The organism is Mycobacterium stomatepiae (assembly GCF_010731715.1).
Lineage (GTDB): Bacteria > Actinomycetota > Actinomycetes > Mycobacteriales > Mycobacteriaceae > Mycobacterium > Mycobacterium stomatepiae.
This window is the reverse complement of sequence record NZ_AP022587.1, coordinates 4177434-4194646: the sequence shown is the minus strand read 5'-3', so window position 1 is coordinate 4194646 and position 17213 is coordinate 4177434. Positions and strand designations below refer to the sequence as shown.

The following is a 17213-nucleotide window of genomic DNA, read 5'->3' as shown; positions in this document are numbered from 1 at the left end:
GCATGGGCGATACATACGAATCCGTCACCGTCGAGATCAAAGATCACGTTGCGCAGGTGACGCTGATCGGACCGGGCAAGGGCAACGCGATGGGGCCCGCTTTTTGGTCGGAGTTGCCCGAGCTGTTTCCGGCGCTGGACGCCGACCCCGCGGTGCGGGCCATCGTGATCACTGGATCGGGCAAGAACTTCAGCTACGGCCTCGACGTGCCCGCGATGGGCGGAACCTTCACCCCGCTGCTGGCCGGCGATGCGCTGGCCGGTCCGCGCGCGCACTTCCATGCCGAGATCAAGCGCATGCAGGGCGCAATCACCGCGGTCGCCGACTGCCGAACCCCGACGATCGCCGCGGTGCATGGCTGGTGCATCGGCGGCGGCGTCGACCTGATCTCCGCCGTCGACATCCGCTACGCCAGCGCCGACGCGAAGTTCTCTGTGCGAGAGGTCAGACTGGCCATCGTCGCCGACGTCGGCAGCCTGGCCCGGCTGCCGCTGATCCTCAACGACGGCCACCTGCGGGAGTTGGCACTGACGGGCAAGGACATCGACGCGGCGCGGGCCGAGAAGATCGGCCTGGTCAACGATGTCTACGACGACGCCGAGGCCACGCTGGCCGCCGCGCACGCGACCGCCGCCGAGATCGCCGCCAACCCACCGCTGACGGTGCACGGCATCAAGGACGTGCTGGATCAGCAGCGCGTCGCGGCGGTCTCGGAAAGCCTGCGCTATGTCGCCGCCTGGAACGCCGCCTTCCTCCCGTCGAAAGACCTAACCGAGGGCATCTCTGCGACGTTCGCCAAGCGCCCGCCGCAGTTCACCGGGGAGTAATCGGAGGCCACGTACCCTCGCTGGGGTGGCGAACACGACCGCGAACACGACGGTGCACATGACTCCGGACGGCAGGATCCGCGTGCCGGGCGACCTCGACGCGGTGACCGCGGTCGGCGATGAAGACCATTCGGAAATCGAAAGCGCGGCCGTCGACCGCATCTGGCAGGCCGCCCGGCACTGGTACCAGGCGGGCATGCACCCGGCGATCCAGTTGTGCATCCGGCACCGCGGCCGCGTCGTGCTCAACCGCGCGATCGGCCACGGCTGGGGCAATGCGCCCACCGATGAGCCCGACGCCGAGCAGATCCCCGTCACGACGGACACCCCGTTCTGCGTGTACTCGGCGGCCAAGAGCATCGCCGCGACCGTGGTGCACATGTTGGTCGAGCGCGGAGTCTTCTCCTTGGACGACCGGGTCTGCGAGTACATGCCCACCTTCACCAGCCACGGCAAACACCGCATCACGATCCGCCACGTGCTGACCCACAGCGCCGGCCTCCCGTTTCCCACCGGCCCGATGCCGGATCTCAAACGCACCGACGATCACGAGTACGCGCAGGAGATGCTGAGCAATCTGCGGCCGCTGTACCGGCCGGGGCTGATGCACATGTACCACGCACTGACCTGGGGCCCGCTGATCCGCGAGATCGTCTACACCTCCGCCGGCAAGGACATCCGCGAGATCCTGGCCACCGAGGTCCTCGACCCGCTGGGCTTTCGCTGGACCAACTTCGGCGTCGCCAAGCAAGACCTCGCCCTGGTTGCGCCGAGCCATGCCACCGGCCGGCCGTTACCGCCGGTGATCGCGCAGATATTCCGCAAGGCGATCGGCGGAACGGTGCACGAGATGATCCCGGTGACCAACACCCCGTTCTACTCGACCACCGTGATCCCGTCGTCGAACACCGTGTCGACCGCCAACGAGATGTCACGTTTCGCCGAAATCTGGCGTCGCTACGGCGAACTCGACGGGGTGCGGGTACTGCGGGCGGAAACATTGCGCGGCGCGGTGACCGAATCGCGGCGGTTGCGGCCGGATTTCGCGATGGGTCTGATGCCGGCTCGCTGGGGTACCGGCTTCATCCTCGGCACCGACCGATGGGGGCCGTTCGGGCGCAACGCACCGGCCGCATTCGGCGGTCTGGGCCTGAGCAACATCGCGATGTGGGCCGACCCGGAGCGGAGCCTGGCCGCCGGGCTGATCAGCAGCGGCAAACCCGGCCGCGATCCGGAGCTGCGCCGTTACGCCGCGCTGATGAATACCATCGCGGCCCAGATCCCGACCGGTTGAGCACGCCGGCAGCGGGAACACTGCGGCGATGGCTAACTATCGAGTGATCAGCCCGCACGGCGAGGTCGTCGCGACCAAAGACATCTCCAGTGCCGAGGACGCACACGCCTGGTTCGTCGACAACAAGGCCGACAACAGCGAATTGGGCTGGCGCATGGAAGTCGAGCACGACGGCGACTGGTCGTTCTTCGACGACTCTGAAGGCGACCGCGGGTAAGCGTGTTTTGCATCGCCGTCCCGCGGGGAATCCAAGCGCGATGAACACTGGCCGCTTCCGTCAACTGCTGGACAGGCCGGGCCCCTTCGCTTCGGTCTACTTCGATGACTCGCACGACACGCATGACGCCGACGCTCAGCTCGACCTCAAGTGGCGCGCGCTGCGCGAACAGCTTGAGCAGCAGGGTGCCGACGAATCCATCACTGACCAGGTCGGGCGGGCGGTGAAGAACTTGCGCGCCCCGGTCGGCCGCAGCGGCCGGGCGGTGGTGGCCAGCGCCGGCGGCGTGGTTTTCAACGAGCATCTATTGCGGCCGCCCGGCGAGACTCTGGTACGGGTTTCCGAGCTGCCTTACGTGGTCCCGATCGTCGAACTGGGCTACGACGTCGGTGACTATCTGTTGGTGGTGGCAGACCACACCGGCGCGGACATCACCGCGCACATCAACGGCGCGGTGCGTTCGGAGAACGTCGACGGCGGGGGGTACCCCGTGCACAAGGCCTCCGGCGCCGAGACGGCAGGGTACGGCGATCCACAGCTGCGCACCGAAGAAGCCGCCCGCAAGAACGTGCGTGCGGTCGCCGAAAGGGCGAGCGAGCTCGTCGACGAAATGGCGATCGAAACGGTTTTCCTGGTCGGTGAGGTGAGGTCGCGCTCGGATCTGCTCGCCGCGCTGCCCAACCGGGTTCGCGACTGCACGGTGCCCCTCCCGATCGGCGCGCGACACAGCGGCCACGGTTACGCCGAAGTCCAACAGGCCGTCGAAGCCGAGTTCCGCAAGCGGCGACTCAACGTGATCGACGACGCTGCGGCGCGCTTCACCGCGGAGATCGGCCGGGGATCGGGGCTGGCCGCCGAGGGGTTGGGGGCCGTCTGCTCGGCGCTGCGTCAGGGCGCGGTCGAGACGATGATCATCGGCGAGATCGACGACGCCACCGTCGTCGCCGACGAGGCAATGACGACGGTCGCGCCGAACGCCGACGTGCTATCGGAACAGGGCGCCGCGCCGGCCAAGACGCTGCGGGCAGACGAGGCACTGCCGCTGCTGGCGATATCCGTCGGGGCCTCGCTGGTGCGCACCGACGAGCGGATTGCACCCGCCGACGGTATTGCCGCCGTCCTGCGCTATGCGCCGACTCTGCATTAGGCGGGCCGGCAAACGACGGGATCGGTGCCATCCTTCGCTGCGCGCCGACACCCGATCCGGTTCCCGCTGACCACTGCGGTGGCGGAGGGATTTGAACCCCCGGACGGTTTTAGCCGTCTCTCGCTTTCAAGGCGAGTGCATTAGGCCGCTCTGCCACGCCACCGCTGACAAGGGTAACGGGGCTAGTACCGTGGCCCGCATGCGCGCTATCGTCGCCGAATCCTCCGATCAACTCGTTTGGAAAGACGTCCCCGATGTTTCCGCCGGGCCCGACGAGGTGCTGATCAAAGTCACCGCGGCCGGCGTCAACCGCGCCGATGTGCTGCAGGCCGCCGGCAAGTATCCACCCCCGCCGGGAGCCAGCGACATCATCGGCATGGAGGTATCCGGCGTCATCGCCGAGCTGGGCGACGGCGTAACGAAATGGACCGTGGGACAACCGGTTTGCGCGCTGTTGGCCGGCGGCGGCTACGCGGAATACGTCGCTGTTCCCGCCGCCCAGGTGCTGCCGATTCCGGACGGCGTCACGCTCGAGGACGCCGCGGGGCTCCCCGAGGTGGCCTGCACGGTGTGGTCGAATCTGGTGCTGACCGCGCACCTGAGCAAGGGTCAGTTGCTGCTGATGCACGGCGGGGCCAGCGGCATCGGAACGCACGCGATTCAGATCGGGCGCGCGTTGGGTGCCCGGGTGGCGGTCACCGCCGGTTCCGCGGAAAAGCTGCAGACCTGCCGTGACCTGGGTGCCGAGATCACCGTGAACTATCGCGACGAAGACTTCGTGAAGCGGCTGCAGGAGGCCGGCGGCGCCGACGTGATCTTCGACATCATGGGTGCCTCGTATCTGGACCGCAATCTCGACGCCCTGGCCACCGACGGACAGCTGGTGATCATCGGCATGCAGGGCGGGCTCAAGGCCGAGCTCAACATCGGCAAGCTGCTGCCCAAGCGGTTACGCGTGATCGGCACGACCCTGCGGGGCCGGCCGGTGACCGGCCCGAACAGCAAGGGTGAGATCGTCGCCGCGGTGACGGCGTCGGTGTGGCCGATGATCGCCGACGGTCGAGTCCGGCCGATCATCGGCGCGCGGATGCCGATTCGGCAGGCGGGCGAAGCGCATCAGAGGCTGGTCTCGGGCGACGTGCACGGCAAGATAGTGCTGACCGTCTAGGTTTTGGGCCGTCGAGTGCGCGTTCAGGATTTCGAGTGCGCGGCCTGGGTTGGATTTTTCCCGAATTCCCGCCGTGGGCGCGCACTCAATGCGAACGGGTTAGCCCAACGACGCTAGGGCACGCACCAGCTGATCGACCTCGGCCATCGTCGAGTAGTGCGCCAGCCCGACGGTCACCGCACCGCCAACGTCGTTGGCCCCCAGGGCTTCCAGCACGCGTGAACTCTCGCTGGAGACGGCCAAGATTCCGTTGTCCGCCAGCCGCTGTACCACCCGCTCGGCGGGCACGCCCTGCAAAGCGAAGCTGATGAGCGGGATTCGCACCTCGGGGCGACCGATCAACATCATCAGCGGCAACGACCGCAGCGACACCATCAGGTAGTCGAAGATCCGGTTGAGATACGAGGCGGCCGACTGCATCGACACCGAGAGCCGCTCGCGCCGGCTGCCGCGGACCGACTCGTCCAACGCGGCGAGGTATTCGATGCTGGCGACGACGCCGCCCAGCAGACCGAACTGGTGCGCGCCTACTTCGAGGCGCGCCGGACCGGTGGCGTTGGGGTCGGTGGAAACCGAGCTGAACGAGTTGATCAGCGCAGGATCGCGGAACACGATCGCCCCGACGGGCGGGCCGCCCCAGGCGAGAGCGTTCACCGCCACCACGTCGACCTCGGCTTCTTTGATGTCGAGCAGTCGGTAGGGCGCGGCCGCGGAATGATCCACGATCACCAGCCCGCCGACGTCGTGAACCAGCTTGGTCATCGCCCGCAGATCGGTGACGGTGCCCAACGTTCCCGACGCCGAGGTGACGGCGACCAGTCGCGTCGACTTCCCGATCAGGCTCTCCCACTGCCACGTCGGGAGCTCACCGGTTTCGATGTCCACCTCGGCCCACTTCACCTTGGCGCCGTAGCGGTGCGCGGCCCGCAGCCACGGGGCGATGTTCGCCTCGTCGTCCAAGCGGCTGACGACCACCTCGTAGCCAAGCCCGGCCCGCGAGGACGATGCCTCGGCCAGCGAGGAGAGCAGGATCGCGCGGTCGGCACCCAGCACGATGCCCGCCGGGTCGGCGTTGAACAGATCCGCCACGGCCGCGCGAGCCGCGTCGAGGACGGCAGCGCTGCGCTGCGCCGACGGGTGTGCGCCCGCGGTCGTGACGCTGGATCGGCGGAAGGCGGTGGAGACCGTCGTCGCGACGGAATCGGGGATCAGCATCCCGGTCGGCGCGTCGAAGTGCACCCACCCGTCACCCAGTGACGGATGCAGTCCGCGCACCCGGGCGACGTCATAAGCCATGCCAGCCACCTTAGAGCTTCCGCACTTGAGCGAAATTGTGACGGTAGCGGGTGCCACAGACGCTAGAGCCAGCCGGTGGCTTCCCGAGCCAGGTCACCCGGCCAGCCATACTAGTCGAGTGGGCTTGTGGATCGGAACGCTGCTCGCACTGTTTTTGCTGATCGCCCCCGGGACAATCGTTGCTCGTATCGCCCAGCTAACGTGGCCAATCGCGGTCGCGGTTGGCCCGGCGTTGACTTACGGTGTCGTCGCGCTGGCGATCATTCCTTACGGTGCGCTCGGAATCCCTTGGAACGGTTGGACTGCGCTCGCGGCGCTGGCGGCCGTGTGCGTGGTGGCGACGGGTTTGCAGCTGCTGCTCGCCCGCTACCGCGACACCGACGCCGAGGCGCGTGGGATCGCCGGCCTGTCGGCGCTGACGGTCGCGGCCGGGGTGCTGCTGGGCGCGCTGCTGATCACGTGGGCGGTCTACCGAGGGCTGGCTGCCCACTGGCAGACCGTCCCCAGCACCTGGGACGCGGTGTGGCACGCCAACGAAGTGCGCTTCATGCTCGACACCGGCCAGGCGTCCTCCACCCACATGGGCGAGCTGCGCAACGTCGAGACGCACCAGGCGCTGTACTACCCATCGGTGTTCCACGCCCTGACCGCGGTGTTCTGCCAGCTCACGGGTGCGGCACCGACCACCGGCTACACCCTGAGCTCGGTGGCGGCCTCAATTTGGCTGTTCCCGACCAGCGCGGCGATGCTGACCTGGCATCTGCTGCGCCCGGTGCTGACGCCGATCCGCACGGCAGCGATCGCGGCCACCGCGGCCGCGTTGTCGGCGTCGTTCACCTCGGTGCCCTACGTCGAGTTCGGCGTCGCCGCGATGCCTAACCTGGCGGCCTACGGCGTCGCAATCCCGACGTTCCTGCTGATCATGTCGACGTTGCGGCATCGCGACCGCATCCCAGTGGCGGTGCTGGCGCTGGTCGGCGTGCTGTCGGTGCACCTGACCGGCGGCTTCATCGTCGTCTTGTTCCTGTTGGCGTGGTGGCTGCTGGACGCGCTGTGGCATCCGGTGCGGGGCCGGCTGGCCGACGCCGGAATCCTGGCGGCCGTGGCGGTGCCGACCGGGCTGATCCTGGCGCCGCAATTCCTCGGGGTGCTCCAGCAGGCCGACATCATCGCCGGGCATGCCTTCCCCAGCTTCAAGAGCGCCAAGCAGGGCGTCATCGATGCCCTGCTGCTGCACACCCGACACCTCAACGACTTCCCGATCCAATACGGCCTGGTCGTGCTGGCCTATCTCGGCATGGTGTACCTGCTGTACAAGCGGATCTGGTGGCCGGTGGCGGTCTGGCTGGTGCTGACCGTGGCGACGATCTACTCGGGGGCCCCGTTTCACAACGCGGTCGGCGCCGCGATCGAGGAGTTCAGCCAATTCTTCTACAACGATCCGCGTCGGCTCACGGCCGTGGTGACGATGCTGGTGACGCCGATGGCGGCGATCGCGCTGTTCGGGACGGTCGTGCTGGCGGTCGCGATCGCCAAGCGAATCACCGCCCGGTTCAAGGAGTTGCCCGCGCCCTTCTGGGTCTCGACCACCGCGGTCCTGCTGGTGTTCTCGACGGTGTTCATCGGCCGGCACTATCTGTATCGCCACATCGTGCTGTTCGGGGACAAGTACGACTCGGTGATGGTCGACCAGCGCGACCTGATGGCGATGGCGTATCTGGCAAAACTGCCGGGAGCACGCGACACCCTGATCGGCAATGCCAACACCGACGGCACCGCTTGGATGTACGCGGTGGCCGATCTGCATCCGCTGTGGACCCACTACGACTTCCCGCAGCAGACCGGGCCGGGGCCGCAGCGATACATCTTCTGGTTATCCGCCCGCAAGGGTGTTGACGATCCAAAGGTGGTCGAGGCGATCAAGGCGCTCAATATCCGGTACATCTACACCAGCTCGCCCACGGTTCGCGGGTTCGCCGTGCCCGACGGACTAGTGTCGCTGGAAAAGTCGAAGTCGTGGGCGCTGATTTACGACAACGGCGGGGCCAAACTTTACGAATGGCGCGGAAATGCCCCACCGCCCCGCCCGTAGACGCACGAGAGGATGGTGACCGGATTGACTAACGGCAATGACGGCGCGAACGACGATGGCGTCGAGATCATCGGCGGCGTCGACCCTCGCATCATGGCCACTGGCGATGGGGCCGACGACGACGATTCCGACGATCGCTCGCTGACCGACCTTGTCGAGCAGCCCGCCAAGGTGATGCGCATCGGCACGATGATCAAGCAATTGCTCGAAGAGGTGCGGGCGGCGCCGCTGGACGAGGCCAGCCGTAAGCGGCTGCGCGATATCCACGCCACCAGCATCCGGGAGCTCGAAGACGGTCTGGCGCCGGAACTTCGCGAGGAACTCGATCGCCTCACCCTGCCGTTCGACGAGAACTCCGATCCGTCGGACGCCGAGTTGCGCATCGCCCAAGCCCAGCTGGTCGGCTGGCTCGAGGGGTTGTTCCACGGCATCCAGACCGCACTGTTCGCCCAGCAGATGGCGGCCCGCGCGCAGCTCGAGCAGATGCGCCAAGGCGCCCTGCCTCCCGGAATCGGGCGCCACGGTCCGGGCTCGGGCACCGGGCAATACCTGTAAGAGCAGGCGTCAGTGTCAGGTCCTCGCGGTCCGCATATCGAGACCAGCAACGCGTGGGTAGAGTTTCCCATCTTCGACGCGAAGTCGCGCTCGTTGAAGAAGGCCTTCCTCGGTAAGGCGGGCGGCACGATCGGCCGCAACAATTCCAACGTCGTCGTCGTCGAGGCGTTGCAGGACATCACGATGTCGCTCGAGCTGGGCGACCGGGTCGGCCTGGTAGGCCACAACGGAGCCGGGAAATCGACTCTGCTGCGCCTACTTTCGGGCATCTACGAACCCACCCGCGGCTGGGCCAAGGTCACCGGCCGGGTCGCGCCGGTGTTCGACCTCGGGGTCGGGATGGACCCCGAGATCTCCGGCTACGAAAACATCATCATCCGCGGCCTGTTTCTGGGGCAGACCCGAAAGCAGATGCTGGCCAAGGTCGACGAGATCGCCGAGTTCACCGAGCTCGGGGATTACCTGTCGATGCCGCTGCGCACGTATTCCACCGGGATGCGGGTCCGGCTGGCGATGGGCGTGGTCACCAGCATCGACCCCGAGATCCTGTTGCTCGACGAGGGCATCGGCGCCGTGGACGCCGACTTCCTGAAAAAGGCCCAGTCGCGACTGCAAGGCCTGGTGGAACGGTCCGGGATCCTGGTGTTCGCCAGCCATTCCAACGAATTCCTGGCTCGACTGTGCAAGACCGCGATGTGGATCGACCACGGGGTGATCCGGCAGACCGGCGGCATCGAAGAGGTGGTGCGCGCCTACGAAGGCGAGGACGCGGCGCGCCATGTCCGCGAGGTGCTGGAAGAGACCCGGTCGCAGAACCAGGCCGAAAAGCCGCTGGCGCAAAGCACTTCCGGGGATGAGTGAAACCATCGTCGCCGTCGTGGTCACCCACCGGCGCCACGACGAACTGGCCAAGTCGCTGGGCATGCTCAGCGCGCAGACCCGGCTGCCCGATCACCTGATCGTCGTCGACAACGACGGGGGTGCGGACGACCGGATCAGCGACCTCGTTGCCGCCCAGCCGATCTCGACCACCTACCTGGCGTCGCGCCGAAACCTCGGCGGCGCAGGCGGTTTCGCGTTGGGCATGCTGCACGCGCTGGCTCGGGGCGCGGATTGGGTGTGGCTGGCCGACGACGACGGTCACCCGCAGGACTCGCAGGTGCTGGCCACGCTGCTGGCCTGCGCCGAGAAGCACCGCCTGGCCGAGGTGTCGCCGATCGTCTGCAACTCCGACGACCCGGAACGGCTCGCCTTCCCGCTGCGGCGTGGCCTGGTATGGCGCAGGTGCGCAAGCGAATTGCGCACCCAGGCAGGCCAAGACCTGCTACCCGGGATCGCGTCGCTGTTCAACGGCGCGTTGTTTCGCGCGTCCACCCTGGACGCGGTCGGCGTTCCGGACATGCGGCTGTTCATCCGCGGCGACGAGGTCGAACTACACCGCCGGCTGGTGCGCTCCGGGCTGCCGTTCGGCACCTGCCTGGACACGGTCTATCTGCATCCCTGCGGATCCGAGGAGTTCCGGCCGATCCTGGGCGGCCGCATGCACACCCAGTATCCGGACAACCCGACGAAGCGGTTCTACACCTACCGTAATCGCGGTTATCTGTTGTCCCAGCCGGGTCTGCGCAAGCTACTGGTCCAGGAGTGGGTTCGGTTCGCTTGGTTCTTCCTGATCTCCCAGCGCGATCCCCGCGGCCTGCTGGAGTGGATTCGGTTGCGCCGCTTGGGACATCGCGAGCAGTTCGGCAAGCCTAGTGGCGATCGCGAGCGCGGCGGAGCCGGGCGAAGCGGGTCGCCACCATCGGAACCTGGAGGAACCCCGTGACTTTCATCGACGCCGCCGCGCAATCGAGGACCTTTACCCGGGCCCGAACCGACCTGCTCGACGGATTTCGCCGTCGGGAGCTGTGGCTGCACCTGGGCTGGCAGGACATCAAGCAGCGATACCGGCGCTCGGTGCTGGGCCCGTTCTGGATCACCATCGCGACCGGAACGACGGCCGTCGCGATGGGCGGGCTGTATTCCAAGCTGTTCCATCTCGACCTGTCGGTGCATCTGCCGTATGTGACGCTCGGCCTGATCATCTGGAACCTGATCAACGCCGCCATTCTGGAAGGCGCCGACGTATTCGTCGCCAACGAGGGTCTGATCAAGCAGTTGCCGACGCCGCTGTCCGTGCACGTCTACCGGCTGGTGTGGCGGCAGATGATCCTGTTCGCGCACAACATCGTCATCTATGTCGTCGTCGCGATGATCTATCCGAAATCGTGGTCGTGGGCTGACCTTTCGGTCATTCCGGCGCTGGCGTTGATCGTGCTCAATTGCATCTGGGTGTCGCTGTGTTTCGGCATCCTGGCGACGCGCTACCGAGACATCGGTCCGCTGCTGTTCTCGATCGTGCAGCTGCTGTTCTTCATGACGCCGATCATCTGGAACGACGACACGCTGCGGCAGCAGGGCGCGGGCAGCTGGTCGAAGATCGTCGAACTCAATCCCCTGCTGCACTATCTCGACGTCGTGCGGGCACCGCTGCTGGGGGCCCACCAGGAGCTGCGGCACTGGGAGGTGGTTCTGGTGCTGACCGTCGTCGGCTGGATCCTGGCGGCGTTCGCGATGCGCCAATACCGCGCCCGGGTGCCCTACTGGGTCTAGGCCGCGTCGGTGACGATCATCTCGTCATCGCTGGTGGCCCAGGCCCTGGTGAACAGGTCCAGGGACACCGTCTCGTTCGCCCCGCCGTCGGCGCCGCTGTCGTTCATGTGCACTTGTGAGTTGACGACGTCGATCCCGGTGACGACGACGGCGTGGTCCGAGGAGGGCTGGCCGTTCTTGTCCTTGGCGTCCACCGGCTGGCCCCAGATCATTTCGCCGTTCACCTCGACGATCACCTTCCGACCGCTGGCCAGGTACTGCTTGAGCGCGGCCACACCGGTCGAGACACCGGTCGTGGGAGCATCGCTGGTGTTGGTCAGCTTGGCCGTGACGCCATAGTGCGCCAGTAACAGCGGAAGGTCTTCCGGGCTGGTGCCTTGGCCCGAGTTCGGGTCGCCGGTGTTCTTGGGAATGGTGTAGATCGATCCGGGGTGACTCTGGCTCGGCAGCTGCTGGGCCAGGGCGATGATCTCCTGCTCCGAAACCGGGTGCCCGGTCACCTCGCCGACCACGTCGGCGGCGGCCATCAGCGCGCAGTCGTCATAGGTCTGGGGCTTCCAAAACGCGGCCGCGGTGATCGGATCGCCGTACATCCCAGCGGTGCTGGTGTCGTCGGCGTGCGCCAACCCCGTCGCAAGGCCGAGGGTGAGACCAGCGGCGAAGACCGCGAGACAGAAAGTCCGGACGGCCTTTCCGGCCAGCTCGGCTGTGGTCATGATGGGCTCCTTTGCTCATCTGCACCTAGCGATTCAGGTGCGTGAGGAAAGGCTCGACCATCGCCCTCTACGAATCCTTGGAGCCGCCGCCGGCGGGGCCCGAGCAGGGGCGGAACCAAGGATCCTTTGAGAATCCGCCAAGACCGCGGCCGGACGCTGGGTTGACCGGAAAGGCCTGGAAAACAGGCCCTTTAGCCGGGCTCGGGCGCGCAGTGAAAGGTTTTGCATGCATCCCATTCGCCAGTGCTGTGCCGGCGTCTATCCTTGCGGCAAACATGCCGAATATCGACGCTGGAACCCCTCGATGGAGGAATATGCGACCGTGAGCGACGCCTTGGCAATCGGTTGCGTGGGGAAGCTGGTCGTGGCGACCCGCGGCGACCGCGGCCCCGGCGAGGTGTTGGTGACCATTCGGGGGTCGAAGGAGACCTTTCTGGCCTGGTCCGACGACCCGCTACCGAAGGGCAGCAAGGTCCTGGTGGTAGAGATCCGCGGCGGGCGGACGGTGGTGGTCGAGCCTTGGGAACAAGCCCAGCAGGACCTGTCCTGACCGGAGACAACGAGTGAAATCCCCTGCTACACAACACCGAAAAGCTAAGGAGTTAAAGAATGCTCGGTTATAGGGTGCCCTCCCCGGATGAGGCGTTGCTCATCTCCGGTGGCCGCGCGAAAGGCAACGCCCCGTTCCGTGTGGTGACGGGCCACGGCGCGTTTGTGCTCCCGTTCTTCCGCAAGGCGCGCTTTCTCACCCTGGCCATGTGTGAGTCCGAGGTCGCCGAAAAGTGCGTCACCCAACAGGGAATCACCCTCAACGTCCGGGCGGTGATCGCCTTCAAGGTCGGCAACGACACCGAGAGCATCATCAGCGCCGCGCAGCGATTTTTGTCCGAGCAGGATCAGATGTCGGTACTGACCGGCCGGATCTTCGCTGGCCACCGAGGTGCTCGATGGCTCCAAGGAGGAGATGGCCCGGATCGGCCTGGCCGTCGATGCGCTGCAGATCCAGTCCATCGGCGACGACGGCCTGGGCTACATCAACGCGATGTCGGCACCGCACAACGCGGCCATTCAGCAGCAGGCGCAGATCGCTCAGGCCCAGGCGAACCAGAAAGCCGCGGAAGCCGAGCAGGAATCCCAGCGCCAGCAGGCGGAATTCGCCCGTCAGACCGCGGTCGTCAAGGCGCAGTACAAGGCGGAGGTCGACAAGGCCCAGGCGGAGGCCGCCCAGGCGGGCCCGCTGGCCGAAGCCGAGGCCCAGCGCGAGGTGCTCGCGATGCGAACCGAACTGGCCCAGCGCGCCGCCGAACTGCGCCAGCAGGAATTGGTCGCCGAGGTGGTCAAGCCCGCCGAGGCCGAGGCCGAACGCGTCCGGATCCTGGCCGTCGCCGATGCCGAGCGGATGAAGATCCTGGCCGAGGCGGCGGCGTCGCACAACCGCGTCGCGCTGGACAAGGCGCTGATCGACCAGCTGCCCGAGATCGTGGAGCGGGCCGCGGCCGGGCTCGCCGGCGCGAATCTCACCGTGCTCAACGGGGCTGACGGCCTCAGCCAGGTGGCCAGTGGACTCGTGTCGCAGGGCAAGGCGATCTTCGACGCGCTGCGCGGCGAGATCGTCGAGTACGACGACAACGCGACGTTCACCGGGACCACGGACGCGTCGTCACAGCAAATCATCGCGAATGATAGTGTGCACCAACAGATTCGCTGTAGCTGTCGAACAGCACATCCCACAGTGCGTCCCAGCGCACGTCCCTCAGCACGTCCGTGTCGGCCTGAACCTGAATTCCCGAGAGCCCCGAGATTCCCGTGGTTCCGGCCGGACCCGGTAAAGCCAGCGCGCTGAGCGCTGGATTCGCGGCAGGCGTCGGCACCGCCGGAGCAATGAACACAGGGCCGTGATCCTGTCGTGGGACGCGTGTATAACCGATGGAAAGCGCGCGCCGAATATCGGTGGCGGCCGAGTTCGTGTGGTGCAACACTGAGGCACCACAAATTCATCACCAAGCAAATTGGTGCGCTCCCGACTCGCGCGGGGCGCCGCGGAAGGTCGACGGACGTGAGTAAAAAAGTTCAATCAGTGGCGGATGCGGCGCGGGAGAGTCTTGCCGCGGAGCTGGACCGGCTGCGAGAGCGGCGCGATCTTCTCGAGGCCGAGGTCAAGGGCGACCGCGGGATGACCGGTGATCACGGTGACGCGGCGGAGGCGATCCAGCGCGCCGAGGAATTGGTTGGCCTCGGCGACCGGATCAACGAACTGGACCGGCGGCTGCGGACCGGGCCGTCGCACCACGAAGAGGACAATTCGCTGCCGGGCGGCACCGAGGTGACCCTGAAGTTCGCCGACGGTGAGATCGTCACGATGCACGTGATCTCCATCGTCGAAGAGACGCCCGTCGGTCGTGAGGCCGAGACGTTGACCTCCCACAGCCCGCTGGGGCAGGCGCTGGCCGGGCACAAGGCCGGCGACACCGTGACCTACTCGACCCCGCAGGGCGAAAGCCAGGTCGAGCTGATCGCGCTGAAGCTGCCCAAGTAGCTCCGCTGGGGCGCGCCCGCCCCCGATAAACTCCCCCAATGCTTCCCCCCGAGTCAGACATCGCGCCGGCGCGCCTGAGTCTGACCACCCAGATCACCCGTTTCGTGGTGACCGGCGGGTTTTCGGCCGTAGTCGACTTCGGGCTATACATGCTGCTCTGGAAGGTGCTGGGCGTTCAGGTCGACGTGTCCAAGGCCACCAGCTTCGTGGTGGGCACCCTCACCGCCTACCTGATCAACCGGCGGTGGACTTTCCAGGCGGAGCCGAGCACCGCGCGCTTCATCGCGGTCATGGTTCTCTACGGCATCACCTTCGCCGTGCAGGTCGGGCTGAACCATCTGTGTCTGGTGTTGATGCACTACACGGGGTGGGCTGCCGTCGTCGCGTTCGTGATCGCACAGGGCACCGCCACGGTGATCAACTTCATCGTGCAGCGAGCCGTGATCTTCCGCATTCACTGACCCCTACCGTGCACAGGCTGGATCGGCCCACTCCTCAGCGGGACGTAAGCGTCCCGCATCGTCGTGGCGCCAGGCGGTACCCTCTTTGACGATGTTGAGCGCCGACTTTCCGACCACCCCGACCCGGCTGATGGGCTTCGGCCGCACCGCGCCGTCGGTGGCGCACGTGCTTTCGACGCCCGATCCCGAGGTGATTGCCAAGGCGGTGGCCCGGGTCGCCGACTCCGGCGGCCGGGGCGTGATCGCGCGTGGACTGGGCCGCTCCTACGGCGACAACGCGCAAAACGGCGGCGGCCTGGTGATCGACATGACGGTGCTCAACCGCATCCACTCGATCAGCGCCGACACCCAGTTGGTCGACGTCGACGCCGGCGTCAGCCTGGATCAACTGATGAAGGCGGCGCTGCCGTTCGGGCTGTGGGTTCCGGTGCTGCCGGGCACCCGCCAGGTGACTATCGGCGGCGCGATCGCCTCAGACATCCACGGTAAGAACCACCACAGCGCGGGCAGTTTCGGCAGCCATGTGCGGTCGATGGACCTGCTGATGGCCGACGGCTCGGTTCGCACGATCACCCCCGACGGCCCGGACTCCGAGTTGTTCTGGGCCACCGTCGGGGGCAACGGCCTGACCGGGATCGTGTTGCGCGCCATCATCGCGATGACACCGACCGAAACGGCGTACTTCATCGCCGACGGCCTGTCCACCAACGATCTCGACGAAACCGTCGCCGCGCACATCGACGGCAGCGAAAACAGGTACACGTACTCCAGCGCGTGGTTCGACCTGATCAGCCCACCGCCGAAGCTCGGTCGGGCCGCCATCAGCCGGGGCAGCCTGGCGAAGCTGGACCAGCTGCCGAAGAAGCTCGCCAAGAATCCACTGAAATTCGATGCGCCGCAACTGTTGACGGTGCCCAACATCTTTCCAGTTAGCGCGATGAACAAGCTGTCGTTCATGGCGATCGGCGAGACCTACTACCGGCTCGGCGGAACCTACACCGGCAAGATCCAGAATCTGTCCAAGTTCTACCACATGCTCGACCTGGTGAGAGGCTGGAATAACGCTTACGGTCCAACGGGTTTCGCGCAGCACCAGTTCTTGGTGCCACCGGACGCTCTTGCCGAGTTCAAGGCCATCATCCGCTGGATCCAGACGCGGGGGCACTATTCGGCGTTGAACGTGTTCAAGCTCTTCGGCCCGGGCAACCGCGCACCGCTGAGTTTCCCGATGGCCGGCTGGAATGTCGCGATGGACTTCCCCAACAAGCCCGGGGTCAACGAGTTCCTCAACGAACTCGACCGCCGGGTGCTCGAATTCGGCGGGCGGGTCTACACCGCCAAGGACTCACGCACCACCGCCGAAACCTTCCACGCCATGTACCCGCGCATCGACGAATGGATCGCCGTACGCCGCAAGGCCGACCCGCTACGGGTTTTCGCGTCCGACATGGCCCGACGTTTGGAGCTGCTCTAGATGGTGCGCCAATGGTTTTAGATGCCGTGGGGAACCCGCAGACGATCCTGCTGCTGGGCGGTACCTCCGAGATCGGGCTCGCGATCTGCGAGCGCTACCTGCAGAACGCGCACGCGCGAATCCTGTTGGCCGCCATGCCCGGCGACCCGGGACGTGACGACGCGGTCGCGCAAATGAAGGCCGCCGGTGCGCGCTCGGTCGAGCTGCTCGACTTCGAGGCCACCGAGCCCGACAGCCACCCCAAGATGATCGATGCGGCCTTCGCCGACGGCGACGTCGACGTAGCCATCGTCGCGTTCGGAATCCTGGGCGACGCCGAAGAACTATGGCAGAACCAGCACAAAGCCGTACTCGCCGCCGAGATCAATTACACGGCAGCGGTTTCGGTGGGCGTGCTGCTGGGCGAGAAGATGCGCGCCCAGGGTTTCGGCCAGATCATCGCAATGAGCTCAGTAGCCGGCGAGCGGGTGCGACGATCTAACTTCGTCTACGGCTCCACCAAGGCCGGTTTGGATGGCTTCTACCTTGGCCTCGGAGAGGCGTTGCGCGAGTACGGAGTTCGCGTGCTGGTGATCCGCCCCGGTCAGGTGCGCACCCGGATGAGCGCGCATGTCAAGGAAGCGCCGCTGACCGTCGACAAAGAGTACGTCGCCAACCTCGCGGTGACCGCGTCCGCTAAAGGTAAGGAACTGGTTTGGGCGCCAGGAGCATTCAAGTACATGATGATGGTGTTACGACACATCCCGCGGCCCATCTTCCGCAAGCTGCCCATCTGATC

17 protein-coding genes, 1 tRNA gene and 1 pseudogene are annotated in these 17213 nt (G+C 66.4%); 16 read left to right on the top strand and 3 right to left on the bottom strand.

Annotation, left to right across the window (positions count from 1 at the left end):
- The first annotated feature begins 2 nt into the window (after positions 1-2).
- Genes G6N54_RS19760 through G6N54_RS19745 form a run of 4 tightly spaced genes read left to right on the top strand, consistent with a single transcriptional unit; the run spans position 3 to position 3485 of the window.
- On the top strand, positions 3-827 hold the full coding sequence (locus G6N54_RS19760) for a crotonase/enoyl-CoA hydratase family protein (RefSeq protein ID WP_163791545.1): 825 nt from the start codon (positions 3-5) through the stop codon (positions 825-827).
- Positions 828-885: 58 nt separating this feature from the next.
- Positions 886-2121: a lipase LipE gene (lipE, locus tag G6N54_RS19755; protein WP_163794850.1), complete on the top strand. Its 1236-nt coding sequence runs from the start codon at positions 886-888 to the stop codon at positions 2119-2121.
- A 28-nt stretch (positions 2122-2149) separates the two neighbouring features.
- Positions 2150-2338 (top strand): hypothetical protein, encoded by a 189-nt coding sequence (locus G6N54_RS19750; protein WP_163791544.1) that lies wholly within the window; start codon positions 2150-2152, stop codon positions 2336-2338.
- Between the two features lie 40 nt (positions 2339-2378).
- Positions 2379-3485 carry an Rv2629 family ribosome hibernation factor gene (locus tag G6N54_RS19745; RefSeq protein ID WP_163791543.1) on the top strand — a complete coding sequence of 369 codons (1107 nt, stop codon included), beginning with the start codon at positions 2379-2381 and terminating at the stop codon, positions 3483-3485.
- Between the two features lie 76 nt (positions 3486-3561).
- On the opposite strand, the gene G6N54_RS19740 is transcribed toward G6N54_RS19745, so the two are convergent.
- Positions 3562-3648: transfer RNA gene (locus G6N54_RS19740), tRNA-Ser, on the bottom strand.
- Between the two features lie 36 nt (positions 3649-3684).
- On the opposite strand from G6N54_RS19740, the gene G6N54_RS19735 reads away from it, so the two are divergent.
- Positions 3685-4653 carry an NAD(P)H-quinone oxidoreductase gene (locus G6N54_RS19735; protein WP_197939543.1) on the top strand — a complete coding sequence of 323 codons (969 nt, stop codon included), beginning with the start codon at positions 3685-3687 and terminating at the stop codon, positions 4651-4653.
- A 99-nt stretch (positions 4654-4752) separates the two neighbouring features.
- Here the strand turns inward: G6N54_RS19735 and G6N54_RS19730 are convergent, their stop codons facing one another.
- A complete protein-coding gene (locus G6N54_RS19730; protein ID WP_163791541.1) occupies positions 4753-5949 on the bottom strand; it encodes a cysteine desulfurase-like protein in 1197 nt (398 codons plus the stop codon).
- Between the two features lie 118 nt (positions 5950-6067).
- Here G6N54_RS19730 and G6N54_RS19725 point away from each other — a divergent pair, with 118 nt between their 5' ends.
- The 5 genes from G6N54_RS19725 to wzm are packed head-to-tail and all read left to right on the top strand — an operon-like array spanning position 6068 to position 11248.
- Complete coding sequence (locus tag G6N54_RS19725) at positions 6068-8041, top strand: DUF6541 family protein (RefSeq protein WP_163791540.1); 1974 nt, start codon at positions 6068-6070, stop codon at positions 8039-8041.
- Positions 8042-8053: 12 nt separating this feature from the next.
- Complete coding sequence (locus tag G6N54_RS19720; protein WP_163791539.1) at positions 8054-8596, top strand: bacterial proteasome activator family protein; 543 nt, start codon at positions 8054-8056, stop codon at positions 8594-8596.
- A gap of 12 nt (positions 8597-8608) precedes the next feature.
- A complete protein-coding gene (gene wzt, locus G6N54_RS19715; protein ID WP_163791538.1) occupies positions 8609-9457 on the top strand; it encodes a galactan export ABC transporter ATP-binding subunit Wzt/RfbE in 849 nt (282 codons plus the stop codon).
- Entirely contained in the window at positions 9450-10421 is a 972-nt protein-coding gene (gene glfT1 / locus G6N54_RS19710) for a galactofuranosyltransferase GlfT1 (protein WP_163791537.1), read from the top strand. Before wzt ends, glfT1 begins: the two co-directional genes overlap by 8 nt.
- Positions 10418-11248 (top strand): galactan export ABC transporter permease subunit Wzm/RfbD, encoded by an 831-nt coding sequence (wzm, locus tag G6N54_RS19705; RefSeq protein ID WP_163791536.1) that lies wholly within the window; start codon positions 10418-10420, stop codon positions 11246-11248. Before glfT1 ends, wzm begins: the two co-directional genes overlap by 4 nt.
- On the opposite strand, the gene G6N54_RS19700 is transcribed toward wzm, so the two are convergent.
- Positions 11245-11964: a C39 family peptidase gene (locus tag G6N54_RS19700; RefSeq protein WP_163791535.1), complete on the bottom strand. Its 720-nt coding sequence runs from the start codon at positions 11962-11964 to the stop codon at positions 11245-11247. The two genes, wzm and G6N54_RS19700, sit on opposite strands and share 4 nt — an antisense overlap.
- Positions 11965-12286: 322 nt before the next feature.
- Here G6N54_RS19700 and G6N54_RS19695 point away from each other — a divergent pair, with 322 nt between their 5' ends.
- The 6 genes and pseudogenes from G6N54_RS19695 to G6N54_RS19670 all read left to right on the top strand — a co-directional run bounded on the left by G6N54_RS19695 (position 12287) and on the right by G6N54_RS19670 (position 17211).
- Complete coding sequence (locus tag G6N54_RS19695) at positions 12287-12514, top strand: hypothetical protein (protein ID WP_163791534.1); 228 nt, start codon at positions 12287-12289, stop codon at positions 12512-12514.
- Between the two features lie 59 nt (positions 12515-12573).
- Positions 12574-13618 (top strand): annotated as a pseudogene (locus G6N54_RS19690) (flotillin); the annotation flags it as partial.
- Between the two features lie 402 nt (positions 13619-14020).
- Positions 14021-14500, top strand: coding sequence for a GreA/GreB family elongation factor (locus G6N54_RS19685; protein WP_163791533.1), 480 nt, complete (start codon positions 14021-14023; stop codon positions 14498-14500).
- A 38-nt stretch (positions 14501-14538) separates the two neighbouring features.
- The gene (locus G6N54_RS19680) at positions 14539-14961 is read left to right on the top strand and encodes a GtrA family protein (protein ID WP_163791532.1); all 423 of its coding nucleotides are present in this window, start codon (positions 14539-14541) and stop codon (positions 14959-14961) included.
- 91 nt (positions 14962-15052) lie between these two features.
- Positions 15053-16435: an FAD-binding oxidoreductase gene (locus G6N54_RS19675; RefSeq protein ID WP_163791531.1), complete on the top strand. Its 1383-nt coding sequence runs from the start codon at positions 15053-15055 to the stop codon at positions 16433-16435.
- Between the two features lie 11 nt (positions 16436-16446).
- Positions 16447-17211, top strand: coding sequence for a decaprenylphospho-beta-D-erythro-pentofuranosid-2-ulose 2-reductase (locus G6N54_RS19670; protein WP_163791530.1), 765 nt, complete (start codon positions 16447-16449; stop codon positions 17209-17211).
- Positions 17212-17213: the final 2 nt, after the last annotated feature.

Excerpts from the sequence above, each read along its gene's own strand:
- G6N54_RS19760 (WP_163791545.1), top strand. The coding sequence starts at position 3 with ATGGGCGATACATACGAATCCGTCACCGTCGAGATCAAAGATCACGTT.
- lipE (WP_163794850.1), top strand. The coding sequence starts at position 886 with ATGACTCCGGACGGCAGGATCCGCGTGCCGGGCGACCTCGACGCGGTG.
- G6N54_RS19750 (WP_163791544.1), top strand. The coding sequence starts at position 2,150 with ATGGCTAACTATCGAGTGATCAGCCCGCACGGCGAGGTCGTCGCGACC.
- G6N54_RS19745 (WP_163791543.1), top strand. The coding sequence starts at position 2,379 with ATGAACACTGGCCGCTTCCGTCAACTGCTGGACAGGCCGGGCCCCTTC.
- G6N54_RS19735 (WP_197939543.1), top strand. The coding sequence starts at position 3,685 with ATGCGCGCTATCGTCGCCGAATCCTCCGATCAACTCGTTTGGAAAGAC.
- G6N54_RS19730 (WP_163791541.1), bottom strand. The coding sequence starts at position 5,949 with ATGGCTTATGACGTCGCCCGGGTGCGCGGACTGCATCCGTCACTGGGT.
- G6N54_RS19720 (WP_163791539.1), top strand. The coding sequence starts at position 8,054 with ATGGTGACCGGATTGACTAACGGCAATGACGGCGCGAACGACGATGGC.
- glfT1 (WP_163791537.1), top strand. The coding sequence starts at position 9,450 with ATGAGTGAAACCATCGTCGCCGTCGTGGTCACCCACCGGCGCCACGAC.
- G6N54_RS19700 (WP_163791535.1), bottom strand. The coding sequence starts at position 11,964 with ATGACCACAGCCGAGCTGGCCGGAAAGGCCGTCCGGACTTTCTGTCTC.
- G6N54_RS19680 (WP_163791532.1), top strand. The coding sequence starts at position 14,539 with ATGCTTCCCCCCGAGTCAGACATCGCGCCGGCGCGCCTGAGTCTGACC.
- G6N54_RS19675 (WP_163791531.1), top strand. The coding sequence starts at position 15,053 with ATGTTGAGCGCCGACTTTCCGACCACCCCGACCCGGCTGATGGGCTTC.
- G6N54_RS19670 (WP_163791530.1), top strand. The coding sequence starts at position 16,447 with ATGGTTTTAGATGCCGTGGGGAACCCGCAGACGATCCTGCTGCTGGGC.